Raw genomic sequence first — 13,333 nt, 5'->3', positions numbered from 1 at the left:
TCAGTGGCGGTTGCCACCGTGGTGACGGTCACCGTGGTGACGGTCCTTGCCGTCGTGGTCGTAGCGGTCCTTGCCGTCGTAGTGGTGACGGTCCCCGCCGTCGTGACGACGGCCGTCACGCCACGAGTACTCGTGGACGAGGCGGTCGTGGTCGTTGCGCAGCGTGGCCGTGTCCGCGTGGTTGTCCCAGACGTGGCGGCGGCGGTCCTGGTACAGGTCGGCGCGGGTGTCGCGGCCCTCGCCGGTGTGGACGCGGACGGTGGCGCGGGCGGCCAGGCGGTAGTGGTGGAAGGTGTAGGTGTCACCCTCCTCGTCCGACAGCGTCCACCCGTCCAGGTTGATCGCGCGGCGGGTGGTGTTGGTCAGCTCGACCCACTCCTTGTTGAGGGAGTGGTTGGAGCGGGTGTCACGGCCCGGCGCGTCGTACTGCACGGCGCTGATCTCCACCTTCGGCCGCTCGTGGTGCGGGTGGCCGGCGGCGGACGCCGGGAGCGCCACGGCCCCGATCACGGCCGCGGCCGCGAGTGACGCGGCGGCCAGACGACGGGCGGAAACAGGCGAAACAGACACAAGGTCTCCTTGCGTGGTGCGAGCCACGGCCGGTCGGCCGCGGCACGCATACCTGATCACCCGACACGGGCCGTTCGCACGATCCGCGCCCCGTGTTACAAATCCTCCACATACCGGTGACACTCACCTGCAATGTCCATTGATGTGGTGAATACACCGGAATGGCGCTCGCTGGGCCCGCGCGGGGCGGCAGCCGCCCGGGTCCTCACCCGAAAGTGCGTCACAGAAGAAAGCCGGTGAGGGCGCCCCGTCCCCACGGAGCCCTCACCGGCGGTTCTTCAGATGCGGTACGTCAGGCCCGTACCAGCTCCTTGCTCTCCTCGGCCGTGGCGTCCTGGGTGCGCAGGCCTTCGCCCTCCACGTCGACGTTGGGCAGGGCGCGGTCCAGCCACTTGGGGAGCCACCAGGCCTTCTGGCCCAGCAGGGCGAGGACGGCCGGGACGATGGCCATGCGGACGACGAACGCGTCGAAGAAGACGGCGATCGCGAGGCCGAAGCCGATCATCTTGATCATCGACTCGCTGGAGCTGATGAAGCCGCCGAAGACGGCCATCATGATGACCGCGGCCGCGGCCACGACCCGGGCGCTGTGCCGGAAGCCGGTCACCACGGCCTGGCTCGGCGACTCGCCGTGGACGTACGCCTCCCGCATGCGGGTCACGAGGAACACCTCGTAGTCCATCGCGAGACCGAACACGACGCCCACCATGAAGATCGGCATCATCGACATGATCGGGCCGGTCTCCTCGACGCCGAGCAGGCCGGAGAGCCAGCCCCACTGGAAGACCGCGACCACGGCACCGAGCGCGGCGAGCACGCTGAGCAGGAAGCCGAGGGCCGCCTTCAGCGGGACCAGGATGGAGCGGAAGACCACGATCAGCAGCAGGAAGGCCAGGCCGACGACCAGGGCGAGGTAGGGGACCAGCGCGTCGTTGAGCTTCTGCGAGAAGTCGATGTTCATCGCGGTGGTGCCGGTGACCAGTACCTCGGCGCCCGTGTCGGCCTTGACGTCGGCGCCCTCGCCGCGGATGGCGTGCACCAGGTCCTCGGTCTGGGTCGAGGACGGCTTGGAGTCGGGGATGACGGTGATCGTCGCGGTGTCGCCGGCCTTGTTGAAGGCGGCCGGGGTGACCGTCACGACGTCCTGGAGACCCTTGATCTGATCGGTCACCGTGGTGGCCGCCGCCTTGGGGTCGTCGCTGTTCTTGGCGTCGACCACGATCATCAGGGGGCCGTTGAAGCCGGGTCCGAAGCCCTCCGACAGCAGGTCGTACGCCCGGCGCTGGGTGGTGGACGTCGGCTGCGAGCCGTCGTCCGGCAGGCCCAGCTCCAGTTGGGTGGCCGGGACGGCGATCGCGCCCAGACCGACCACGCCGAGCAGCAGCACCGCGGCCGGACGGCGGATGACGAAGCTCGCCCAGCGGGTGCCCAGGCCGGGCTTGGCCGGTGTCGTGGACGTCTCGGGCTGCTCGGACGTCACAGCCTTGTCGCCGCCGCGCGCCTTGCGCTTCTCGCCCGCCGGCCGGACCCGCTTGCCCGCGTACCCGAGCAGCGCCGGGATCATGGTCAGCGCGATGAGGACGGCGACCACGACCGTGCCGGCCGCCGCGAGGCCCATCTTGGTCAGCATCGGGACGTTGACGACCGCGAGGCCCGCCAGTGCGATCACGACGGTGAGACCCGCGAAGACCACGGCCGAGCCGGCCGTACCGGTGGCCCGGCCCGCCGCCTCCTCGCGGTCCCGGCCCTCGGCCAGCTCGCCCCGGTAGCGGGAGACGATGAACAGCGCGTAGTCGATGCCGACCGCGAGACCGATCATCAGCGCGAGCGTGGAGGTGGTGTCGCCGAGGTCGAGCGTGCTGGCGAGGGCGGTGATGGTGGAGACGCCGATACCGACGCCGATGATCGCCGTCAGCAGCGGCAGTCCGGCCGCGACCAGCGAACCGAGGGTGACGACGAGGACGACGGCGGCGATGGCGAGGCCGACGATCTCGCCGACCGCCCCCGGCTCGGACGCGGCCTGGAGGGCGTCACCTCCGATGTCGACGGTCAGCCCGGTGGCCCGCGCCTCGTCCCCGGCCGCCTCAAGGGCGTCGCGGGTCGAGTCCTTCAGCTCCATGCCGGGGGCGTCGTACTTCACCGAGACGTAGGCGACCGTGCCGTCCTTGCTCACGGCGTTGGTCGTGAACGGGTCGGTGACGGAGACGACCTCGGAGCCGTCGCTCAGTTCCTTGACGGTCTTGGCGACGGTCGCCTTGTTGTCGGCGTCCGTCATCTTCTCGCCGGCGGGGGCCTTGAAGACGACGCGTCCGGTCCCGCCGTCGGCGCTGGCGCCGGGGAACCGCTGTTCCAGCAGGTCGAAGGCCTTCTGCGCCTCGGTGCCGGGGATCGAGAAGGAGGTGGTTCCCGGGGCGGGCGCGGAGGCCGCGCCGACACCCGCGAGAGTGAGCAGCGCCACCCATATCAGGGCGACGAAGTGTCGCCGCCGGAAGGCGAACCGGCCGAGTTTGTAGAGGAAAGTGGCCACGAGGGCGTACTCCCGGTCAGGTCGTGGGATCAGGGCAGGGGTGACCAGCCCGGCTTGGAGGCAGGGGTGATCGGCCCGACGACGTGAGCGGTGACGTCAGGATGGGCGGACCGTGGGGACGGTCAGGTGGTGGTGGTGAGGCCGAGGGCGGGGAGGACCACGGCGTCGGTGTACGAGTGCAGGAACGCCTGCGTGGGCGGCCGGTCGTCGATCATGGTGCGGGTCGCGAACGCGCCGACCAGCATGTGCACGACGTACTCGAGCGCCGGGCAGTCGGCCCGGATCTCGCCGCGGTCGACGGCGCGCCGCAGGACGTTCTCGAACTCTTCCATCTCGGGTTCGAGGAGCAGTTCCTTGAAGGCCCGCCGCAGGTCGGGATGCGAGTGTGCCGCCATCGCCAGCGCCCGCATCAGGTCGGAGTTGCGCTCCATGGTGCAGTCGTCCTCCTGGGCCAGGAGGGCGTGCAGGTCGCCCCGGAGGGATCCGGTGTCGACGTCCTTGATGTTGCCGGGCTTGTTGTGGCGCATGGCCTTCACGACCAGCTCGGCCTTGCCGCCCCACTGGCGGTAGAGCGTCGCCTTGCTGGATCGGGTGCGCGCGGCCACGGCGTCCATGGTGAGGGCGTCGTAGCCGACCTCGCGGAGCAGGTCCAGGACGGCCGCGTACAGCTCGGCCTCGCGCTCGGGGGTGAGCCGGCTGCGCCGGGCCGTGGTGACCTCGGTCATGTCCGATCCCCTTCCACTCCGGTCCCGCTGCTGAACGGTTCGGTTTCGTACAGGACGAGCGTAGCGCACCCCATCATCGAAACGAAACGGTTTCGTTCGTGTTGTGGGTCACGCCGGTCGACACGGCCGGATATGACACGAGTTGCCCTGCTCTGCCGAGAGGAAAAGCATGGGGAGGTGACCTATCTGCGTCTGCCCCACCTCAGCGATGACCTGTTGTGCTTCGTGGCCGAGGACGACCTCTGGCTGGCCCCTCTCGACGGGCCGGGCCGGGCCTGGCGGCTCACCGTCGACCGCATCAAGGCCGGCCACCCCCGCTTCTCACCGGACGGCCGCCAGATCGCCTGCACGAGCTGGCGCAGCCTCGTCCCCGAGATCCACCTGGTGCCCGTGGACGGCGGACCGGGACGGCGGCTGACCTACTGGGGCAGCCCCGACACCCAGGTCTGCGGCTGGACACCGGACGGCGACATCCTCGCCGTCGCCTCCCACGGCGAGCCCTTCGCCCACTTCACCTGGGCCTACAAGATCACCCCGGACGGCGACCCCGGCCGCAAGCTGCCCTGGGGCCCGGTCGCCGACATCCAGGTCGCCGACATCGACGACGAGCGCCGCACCCTGCTGCTCACCGGCACCCCGCCGCACGAACCGGCCTCCTGGAAGCGGTACCGGGGCGGCGCCACGGGCCGGCTCTGGCTGCACGGGCAACGGCTGCTGCCCGACCTCGGCGGGCACCTCCACTCCCCGATGTTCGTCGGCGGACGCGTCGCGTTCCTCTCCGACCACGAGGGCGTCGGCAACCTCTACTCCTGCGCCCACGACGGCTCCGACCTGCGCCGGCACACCGACCACGACGCCTTCTACGCCCGGCACGCCTCCAGCGACGGTACCCGGGTGGTGTACCAGTGCGCGGGCGACCTGTGGGTCGTCGACGACCTGTCCGCCGGGTCCGAGCCGCGCCGGATCGACGTACGGCTGAGCGGGCCGCGGGCCGGGCGGCGGCCGTACCAGGTGCCGGCCGCGCAGCACGTGGACGGGATCTCCGTGGACGACACCGGGCGGGCCAGCGCGGTCGTCGTCCGCGGCAGCCTGTACTGGCTGACCCACCGCGACGGACCCGCGCGCACCCTCACCGACACGCCCGGGGTGCGGGTGCGGCTGCCGGAGATGCTGGGCGCGGGCGGACAGGTCGCCTACGTCACCGACGCCGAGGGCGAGGACGCCGTCGAGATCGCCTACCTGCCGCGCGCGAGCGGACAGCGCGCACCGCGCCGGCTGGCCTCCGGGCGCCTCGGACGGGTGCTGGAGATGGTGTCCGACCCGGAGGGCGAACGGCTCGCGATCGCCACGCACGACGGGCGGCTGCTGCTCCTCGACGCCACCGAGGACGCCGACGGCGAGGTGACCGAGCTGATCCGGTCCATCAACGGGCCGGTGCGCGACCTGGCGTTCGCGCCGGACGGGGCCTGGCTGACGTGGTCGCACCCGGGCATCGGACGGTCGCTGCGGCAGATCAAGATCGCCCGCATCAAGGACCGGCTGATCGTGGACGTCACCAACGGCCGCTTCGAGGACGAGAATCCCGTCTTCACCCGCGACGGCCGCTATCTCGCCTTCCTGTCCTGGCGGGGCTTCGACCCCGTCTACGACGTGCACACCGGCGACCTGTCCTTCCCGCTGGGCTGCCGGCCCTACCTGGTGCCGCTGTCCTCCGCGACGCCGTCGCCGTTCGCGCTGAACCCGGAGGGCCGGCCGGCCGCCGGCGGGCTGGACCCGGCCGAGGACGACGAGGGCGGGGACGGGACGGTCACCGTCGAGACCGAGGGCCTGGCCAGCCGCGTCACGCCCTTCCCGGTGGCCGCCTCCAAGTACTCGGCGCTCTGCCCGGTCGCGGGCGGCGGGCTGGTGTGGCTGCGCTGGCCCATCTCCGGCGCCCTCGGCGAGACCTTCGCCAACCCCGACGACACCAGCGGGCGGCCGACCCTGGAGTACTTCACCATCACCAAGGCCAAGAAGTCCGAACTCGTCGGGCACCTCGACTGGTTCGCCGTCAGCGGCGACGGCACCCGGCTGGTCGTGGTCGACGAGGGCGACCTGCGCGCGGTCCCCTCCACCGAGTCCGGCGACCTCGACACCACGGTCTGGATCGACGTACGCCGCATCATGCACGAGGCCGACCCGGGCGCCGAGTGGCGGCAGGCGTACGAGGAGGCCGGGCGGCTGATCCGCGCCTACTTCTGGGACCCCGGGATGTGCGGCATCGACTGGGACGCGGTACTGGAGCAGTACCGGCCACTGGTCGAACGGGTCGCCTCCCCCGACGACTTCGCCGACCTGCTGCGCGAGGTCCTCGGCGAGCTGGGCACCTCCCACGCCTACGTCAGCGCCGCCCGCCGCAACGAGGGCCCGCCCCACTACCAGCGCCGGCAGGGCCTGCTCGGCGCCAACTTCGCCCACCGCGAGGCGGGTTGGACGCTCCGGCGGATCCTGCCCGGCGACTCCTCCGACTCCCGGGCCCGCTCCCCGCTCGCCGGGACCGGGATCCGGGAGGGCGCGGTGCTCACCCATGTCGACGGGCGGCCGGTGGACCCGGTGGCCGGGCCCTACCCGCTGCTCGCGCAGGCGGGCGGCACCACCGTCGAGCTGACCTTCGACCCGGCCGACGGCGAGGGCGGCGGCCCGCGGCGCGTCGCCGTCGTCCCGCTGCTCGACGAACGGCCGCTGCGCTACCAGGACTGGGTCGCCAAACGCCGCGCCGTCGTACGGGAGTTGAGCGGCGGGCGGTGCGGCTACCTGCACATCCCCGACATGGGCGGCTCCGGGTGGGCGCAGTTCAACCGCGACCTGCGCATGGAGGTGTCGCGGCCCGCGCTCATCGTCGACGTGCGCGGCAACGCGGGCGGGCACATCAGCGAACTCGTCGTGGAGAAGCTGACCCGCACGATCCTCGGCTGGGACCTCACCCGCAACGCCCAGCCCGTGTCGTACGCCTCCAACGCGCCCCGGGGGCCGGTGGTGGCGCTCGCGGACGAGGCGACCTCCTCCGACGGCGACATGATCACCGCCGCGTTCAAGCTGCTGAAACTCGGGCCGGTGGTCGGCCAGCGCACCTGGGGCGGCGTCGTCGGCATGACCGGGCGGCACCAGCTCGGCGACGGCACGGTCATCACCGTGCCGATGAACGCGGCCTGGTTCGACGCCTACGGCTGGTCCATCGAGAACCACGGCGTCCTCCCCGACCTGGAGGTCCTGCGCACCCCGCTGGACTGGGCGGAGGGCCGGCACGCCCAGCTCGACGACGCGGTACGGCTCGCCCTGGAGCTGCTGGAGACCAACCCCCCGGCGTCCCCGCCGGACCACCGCGGCGTCCCGGACCGCTCCCGGCCGAAACTGCCGCCCCGGGGGGCGTGATCGGCGCGGGCCGCCGGCGCGGAGAAGGCGGAGACACGGAGAAGGGGTGCCCCCCGTCGGGAGCACCCCTTCCGCAGCGACGTCAGAACTCAGGCGTCAGGCGTCAGGCGTCAGGCGTCAGGCGCCGTTCGTCGTCCGTCGTCCGTCGTCCGTCGTCCGTCGTCCGTCGTCCGGAGAACGGCGTCAGGCGTCGAAGTCCTCGTCGGTCCGCTCCCGCTCACGGTCGCGCTCACCGCGCTGCGGCGTGCGCTCGGGGCCACCCTGCGGCGTGCGCTGGGGGTTCTCCTCGCGGTCGCGTCGGTTGCCGCCGCGGCGCTGCACCTGCTCCCGCGCCTCGTCCATCTTCTGCTTGGCCTGGTCCTGCCACTGCTCGGACTGGTCGCGGAACTTGTCCTTCATACCCATGTGGGTTCACTCCCGTGGTGGGTGGGGGGATCGGCCGCCTTGGTGGGGCCTCGACCAGATTCACACGGGCGGTGACCCCACGCATGTCGATCAGTCACGGTACGTAGTCCGTTGCTGCTCATCGGCCGCGCCGCCCGCCCCCACGAGCCCCGTGCGCATGCCCGTCAGACGCGGCGCGAAGCGTTTCATCTCGCGTGCGCCGACGGTCCCGATGAGTCCGGGCAGGTATCCGCGCACGCCCTGCATGCCGCGCAGCCACCACTGGCCGTAGACGTGGGCGGAGCGCCGCTCGATCCCGGCGACGATCCGGTCGACCGCCGGACCGAGGGGGTAGGTCTTGTTCGCCGGCCACGGCAGCCGCTGCCTCAACTCCCGCATGACGTCGTCCTGGTCGGCTCCGCGCACCATGTCGGTGTCGGTCCAGGACAGGTAGCCGACGCCCACCCGCACGCCCCGGTGGCCGACCTCCGCCCGCAGACTGTGCGCGTACGCCTCCACACCCGCCTTGGACGCGCAGTACGCCGTCATCATCGGCGCCGGGGTGATCGCGGCGAGCGAGGCGATCTGGAGCAGATAGCCGCGGCTCTCCAGCAGCACCGGCAGGAACGCGCGGGCGGTGACGGCCGAGCCGACGAGGTTGACCTCGATGACGCGGCGCCAGGCCCCCGGGTCGGAGTCGGCGAACGGGCCGCCGGTGGCCACGCCCGCGTTGGCGACGACGACGTCCACCTTCCCGAAGCGTTCCTTCACCTCTCCCGCGACGCGTGTCATCGCCTCGTGGTCGGTGACGTCGGCGTGCCAGTGGGCGCTGTCGGTGTGCAGCCGCTCGGAGACCTGCTTGAGCAGGTCCGGCTCCAGTCCGACCAGCGCGATCTTCACGCCGCGCGCGGACAGTTTGCGGGCGAGCAGCTCCCCGACGCCGCGTGCGGCCCCGGTGACGACCACGACCTGGCCCTGAAGACCGACCCTGCTCATGCGCCCTCCTTCAACTGGATGTGTGCGGCGGTCAGTTCGCGTATCTTCCCGGTGACCAGCTCGGGCGCCTCCACGGGCGTCATGTGGCCGAGGCCGGGCAGTTCGGTCAGGCCCACGCACTGCGGCAGCGCGGCGGCCAGCGAGCGGGCGTGCACCGGCGGGGTGAGCCGGTCGGCGGTGCCGACGACGACCCCGGTCGGCACGCGCAGCTCCCGTACGGCGTGGTCCAGGTCGAGCAGGGCGAGGACGTGGGACCAGGCGTGGCGGACCTCGCGCGGACAGGCGTGCACGATCCGCGCGCACGCCTCCACCATGTGCGGGGCGGAACCGGCGCCCATCGTGGCGTACTTGAGGATCCGCCGGGCGAGCGGCGTGACCGGGCCGAGCGGCGCCCGCGACCCGAGGACGTGCTCGGTCAGCCAGGTCCGCAGCCGGCCGGGCCGCATCGGGACCACCGTCGACTCCGCGACCAGCCGCGAACTGCCCGTGCTGCACAGCAGGGCGGCCGCGACGTGCGCGCGGAAGGCGGGGCGTGCGGAGGCGGCCATGACGGTCATGCCGCCCATCGAGTGCCCGGCCACGACCGCCTTCTCACCGGGTCCGAGCGTCGCGGTGAGCACCGCCTCCAGATCGTCGGCGAGCACCTCCGCACTGCACACCGCGCTCACCGGGGTCCGCCCGTGCCCCCGCTGGTCGTAGGCGACGACCCGGTGGTCGACGGCCAGTTCCCGGATCTGCGCGGCCCAGAAGGCGGTGGAGCAGGTCCACCCGTGCACCAGCACCACGACCGGCGCCCCGTCCGGCCCGTGCACCTCCACATGCAGCGGGGAGCCGTCGGCGGAGGCGACGGTGAGTTCCCGGGCGGGGGCGGGCGGGGTGTAGGGCCCGGCGGCGGGACTCGTGAGACGGCTCACAGGGAGGCCTCCGTCGGTGCGTGGGCCGGGGTGGGTTCGGCGGCCGGGGTGGGTTCGGGGGCCGACGCGGATTCGGCGGCCGACGCGGGTTCGGGGGCCGACGCGGGTTCGGGGGCTGCTTCATTTTCGAGGGGCGAGGGGCGGACGAGGGCGTATTCCGCCAGGTCCACGCGGCGGGTCGCGCGGCGGAACTCGCTGGTCGTGCCCGGCCAGATGGTGGTGTTGCGGCCGTTCGCGTCCAGGTACCAGCTGGTGCAGCCACCCGTGTTCCACACCGTGCGCCGCATACGGTCCTGGACGCGCCGGTTCCAGGCGTGCACCGCGCCCGGGCGGGCGTCGAGGGCGGCGCGGCCGCCGAGGACGTGCAGCTGGCGCAGGTAGTCGGCCATGTAGTTCAGCTGGGACTCGATCATGAGGATCATGGAGGAGTTCCCCAGGCCGGTGTTGGGCCCGATGATCGTCATCCAGTTGGGGAAGCCCGGCACGGTCGCGCCCCGCAGGGCCTCCATGCCGCCCTTCCAGGTCTCCGCGAGGGTCCGCCCGTCCGCGCCGACGACCCGCTCGGCGATCGGCATGTCGGTGACGTGGAACCCGGTGCCGAAGACGATCGCGTCCACCTCGGCCGTACTGCCGTCGGCCGCGACGAGCGTCGCGCCGCGCACCTCGCGCAGACCGCTCGCGACGACGTCCACATTCGGGCGGGCCAGCGCCGGGTAGTACGCGCTCGACAGCAGGATCCGCTTGCAGCCGATGCGGTAGTCGGGCGTGAGCCGGGCCCGCAGCGCGGGATCCTTGATGGCCCGGGCCATGTTGCGCCTGGCGAGCTGCTCGACGAAGCCGAGCTGGTCCGGGTGCTTGGTGAAGGCCTGCACCTGGAGTTCCCGGATGCCCCACAGCAGCCCGCGCCGCAGCCGGGTGGTGAACGGCAGCCGCTCGTGCAGCCGGCGCTCCGCGCCGGTGATGGCGCGGTCCACGCGGGGCAGCACCCACGGCGGGGTCCGCTGGAAGAGGGTAAGACGGCCGACCCTCGGCTGGATCGCGGGCACGATCTGGATGGCGGAGGCGCCCGTGCCGACCATGGCGACCCGCTTGCCGGTGAGGTCGTAGTCGTGGTCCCAGCGGGCCGAGTGGAAGACCTTGCCGGGGAAGGACGCCAGGCCGGGCACGTCCGGGATCTTCGGGTCGGACAGCGGCCCGGTGGCGGAGACGACGACGTCCGCCGACAGCGCCCCGCTCGCGGTCTCGATGTCCCAGCGCAGCCGCTCGGTGTCCCAGGTCATCCGCCGCACCTCGGAGTCCAGGCGCAGATGGGGCCGCAGCCCGAAGACGTCCGTGACGTGCTCCAGGTAGGCGCGGATGTGCTCCTGCCCGGAGAAGGTGCGCGGCCAGTCGGGCTTGGGCGCGAAGGAGAAGGAGTACAGATGGGAGGGCACGTCACAGGCGCACCCGGGGTAGCTGTTGTCCCGCCAGGTGCCGCCCACCTCGCTCGCCCGCTCCAGGACGACGAAGTCGGTGATCCCCTCGCGGCGCAGCCGCACGGCGGCCCCGAGCCCGCCGAACCCGGACCCGATCACCGCCACCCGTACGTGCTCGGTCATCCCGCAACCTCCTGCCCGTGCGACTCCGCCAGTGAACACTGGCGCAGTGGGACTGTAGAGCAGCTTCGTACCGATGGGTAGGGGCCGGACGGAGGAAGTTACCGGGGGTACGACATAGGCTTCCGGCGTGACGGACAAGCGGGAATACCGAATGGAGGAGCTGGCCAGGGAGGCCGGCATCACCGTGCGCACCCTGCGCTTCTACCGGGAACGCAAGCTGCTCGCGCCACCCCGCCGCGAGGGCCGTATCGCCTGGTACGACGACCATCACCTGGCCCGCCTGCGCACGATCGCGGCGCTGCTGGAACGCGGCCACACCCTCAACGGCATCGCCGAACTCGCCGACGCCCTCGACCACGGCCGGGACGTGGCCGACCTGCTCGGCGTCGGCGGTCCCACCGAGGAGGAGCCGGTCCGGCTCACCCCGGAGGAACTCGCCGCCCGCTTCGAGGGCCAGGTCACCCCCGAGAACCTCGCCGCCGCCCTGGACCTCGGCTACCTCGGCACCGACGGCGACGAGATCGTCCACATCAGCCGGCGCCTGCTCGACGTCTCCGCCGCCCTGGTCCGCGAGGGCATACCGCTCGCGGACGTCCTGGCGGCCGGCGCCCGCGTCCGCGAACACGCCGACGCCCTCGCGGAGATCTTCACCGAGGTCCTCCTGCGCCACGGCAAGCAGGCGGACCTGCCCCGCCTGCGCCCCCTGGCCCGCAGCGTGGTGGAGGCGGAACTCTCCCTCGCGCTGGACCGGCGACTGCGGGAGCGGAGCGACCGGAGGCCGTAGAGGTCCCGCAGGCCGTAGAGGTAGCCCTACCGGTTGCGGATGCCCTAGAGGTCGTAGACGACCGTCACCGGCGCGTGGTCCGACCAGCGTTCGGCGTGGGTGGCGGCGCGCTCGACGTACCCCTTGACGGCCTTGGCCGCGAGGCCGGGCGTCGAGACGTGCAGGTCGATCCGCCACCCCGTGTCGTTGTCGAAGGCCCGCCCCCGGTACGACCACCAGGTGTAGGGGCCGGTCATGTCCGGGTGCAGGGCGCGGACCACGTCGACGTAGCCGCCGGCCTCCGGCGCGAACACCTGGGTCAGCCACTCCCGCTCCTCCGGCAGGAAGCCGGAGCTCTTCTGGTTCGCCCGCCAGTTCTTCAGGTCGGCCTGCTGGTGGGCGATGTTCCAGTCACCGACGACGAGGACCTCGCGGCCGTCGGCGGCGGCGCGTTCCCGCAGCTCCTTGAGGTGGGCGAGGAACTCGGACATGAAGCGGACCTTCTCGTCCTGGCGCTCGGTGCCGACCTCGCCGGAGGGCAGGTAGAGGGAGGCGACCGTGACACCGGGCAGGTCGGCCTCGACGTACCGGCCGGACGCGTCGAACTCGGCCGAGCCGAAGCCGATCCGGACGGCGTCCGGTTCACGGCGGCTGTAGAGCGAGACACCCGCGCGGCCCTTCGCCGCGGCGGGGGCGTGGGTGACGTGCCACCCCTCGGGGGCGCGGACCTCCTCGGGCAGCTGCTGCGGCTCGGCGCGCACCTCCTGGAGGCACAGCACATCGGCGGAGGTGTCGGCGAGCCACTCCACGAAGCCCTTCTTCGCGGCGGCGCGCAACCCATTCACGTTCACGGAGGTCACGGTCAGCACCGGGGCACCATACCCGCACACTGGACTCCGTCCAGAAATCGACCGACCACCGAGACGTATGGATGTACCTTGACCAGCATGCGTATACGCCGCGTGTCCTTCGACCACCCCGACGCCGTCAAGCTGAACGACGAGGTCCAGGCCGAGTACCACGAGCGCTACGGCGACGGCGGGGACGCCACCGTCCTGGAACCCGCCGACTTCCAGCCGCCGCGTGGCGTGTATCTCATCGCGTACGACGAGCAGGACCGGCCCGTCGCGACCGGCGGCTGGCGCAGCCAGGACGAGAACGGCGAGGGCAACCAGGACGGCGACGCCGAGCTGAAGCGGATGTTCGTGATCCGCGAGATGCGGGGGCGGGGGCTGGCCCGGCGGATCCTGGCCGAGCTGGAGGAGGACGCGCGGGCGGCCGGCCGCCTGCGGATGGTCCTGGAGACCGGCACCGAGCAGCCGGAGGCCATCGCCCTGTACACCTCCAGCGGCTACGAGCCGTGCGTCAAGTTCGGCTACTACCGCGAGTACGAGTCCAGCCGCTGCTACGCCAAGCCCCTGACCTCCCCGGGCGCCTGAGGCCCT

The 13,333-nt window shown here is 72.2% G+C and carries 11 protein-coding genes; 3 read left to right on the top strand and 8 right to left on the bottom strand.

What is annotated here, in order from left to right:
* The 3 genes from ALMP_RS33295 to ALMP_RS33285 all read right to left on the bottom strand — a co-directional run bounded on the left by ALMP_RS33295 (position 1) and on the right by ALMP_RS33285 (position 3,822).
* Positions 1-570, bottom strand: coding sequence for a lamin tail domain-containing protein (locus ALMP_RS33295; protein WP_264935219.1), 570 nt, complete (start codon positions 568-570; stop codon positions 1-3).
* A gap of 292 nt (positions 571-862) precedes the next feature.
* Entirely contained in the window at positions 863-3,097 is a 2,235-nt protein-coding gene (locus ALMP_RS33290; RefSeq protein WP_264935217.1) for an MMPL family transporter, read from the bottom strand.
* A gap of 122 nt (positions 3,098-3,219) precedes the next feature.
* On the bottom strand, positions 3,220-3,822 hold the full coding sequence (locus ALMP_RS33285; protein WP_264935215.1) for a TetR/AcrR family transcriptional regulator: 603 nt from the start codon (positions 3,820-3,822) through the stop codon (positions 3,220-3,222).
* Positions 3,823-3,999: 177 nt separating this feature from the next.
* Here ALMP_RS33285 and ALMP_RS33280 point away from each other — a divergent pair, with 177 nt between their 5' ends.
* Positions 4,000-7,233 carry a S41 family peptidase gene (locus ALMP_RS33280; RefSeq protein ID WP_264935214.1) on the top strand — a complete coding sequence of 1,078 codons (3,234 nt, stop codon included), beginning with the start codon at positions 4,000-4,002 and terminating at the stop codon, positions 7,231-7,233.
* A gap of 183 nt (positions 7,234-7,416) precedes the next feature.
* On the opposite strand, the gene ALMP_RS33275 is transcribed toward ALMP_RS33280, so the two are convergent.
* The 4 genes from ALMP_RS33275 to ALMP_RS33260 form a co-directional block, all read right to left on the bottom strand.
* The gene (locus ALMP_RS33275; RefSeq protein WP_264935212.1) at positions 7,417-7,638 is read right to left on the bottom strand and encodes a hypothetical protein; all 222 of its coding nucleotides are present in this window, start codon (positions 7,636-7,638) and stop codon (positions 7,417-7,419) included.
* 90 nt (positions 7,639-7,728) lie between these two features.
* Positions 7,729-8,613: an SDR family oxidoreductase gene (locus tag ALMP_RS33270; protein ID WP_264935211.1), complete on the bottom strand. Its 885-nt coding sequence runs from the start codon at positions 8,611-8,613 to the stop codon at positions 7,729-7,731.
* On the bottom strand, positions 8,610-9,527 hold the full coding sequence (locus ALMP_RS33265) for an alpha/beta fold hydrolase (protein ID WP_264935209.1): 918 nt from the start codon (positions 9,525-9,527) through the stop codon (positions 8,610-8,612). Before ALMP_RS33265 ends, ALMP_RS33270 begins: the two co-directional genes overlap by 4 nt.
* On the bottom strand, positions 9,524-11,125 hold the full coding sequence (locus tag ALMP_RS33260) for an NAD(P)/FAD-dependent oxidoreductase (RefSeq protein WP_264935207.1): 1,602 nt from the start codon (positions 11,123-11,125) through the stop codon (positions 9,524-9,526). Before ALMP_RS33260 ends, ALMP_RS33265 begins: the two co-directional genes overlap by 4 nt.
* Positions 11,126-11,252: 127 nt before the next feature.
* Here ALMP_RS33260 and ALMP_RS33255 point away from each other — a divergent pair, with 127 nt between their 5' ends.
* On the top strand, positions 11,253-11,909 hold the full coding sequence (locus ALMP_RS33255; protein ID WP_264935205.1) for a MerR family transcriptional regulator: 657 nt from the start codon (positions 11,253-11,255) through the stop codon (positions 11,907-11,909).
* 44 nt (positions 11,910-11,953) lie between these two features.
* Here the strand turns inward: ALMP_RS33255 and ALMP_RS33250 are convergent, their stop codons facing one another.
* Positions 11,954-12,757 (bottom strand): exodeoxyribonuclease III, encoded by an 804-nt coding sequence (locus ALMP_RS33250; protein ID WP_264935204.1) that lies wholly within the window; start codon positions 12,755-12,757, stop codon positions 11,954-11,956.
* A gap of 78 nt (positions 12,758-12,835) precedes the next feature.
* On the opposite strand from ALMP_RS33250, the gene ALMP_RS33245 reads away from it, so the two are divergent.
* Positions 12,836-13,327, top strand: coding sequence for a GNAT family N-acetyltransferase (locus tag ALMP_RS33245; protein WP_264935203.1), 492 nt, complete (start codon positions 12,836-12,838; stop codon positions 13,325-13,327).
* Positions 13,328-13,333: the final 6 nt, after the last annotated feature.

The organism is Streptomyces sp. A012304 (genome assembly GCF_026008495.1).
Classification (GTDB): domain Bacteria; phylum Actinomycetota; class Actinomycetes; order Streptomycetales; family Streptomycetaceae; genus Streptomyces.
The sequence above is the reverse complement of the archived record's forward strand: the minus strand, read 5'-3'. Positions and strand labels throughout refer to the sequence as shown.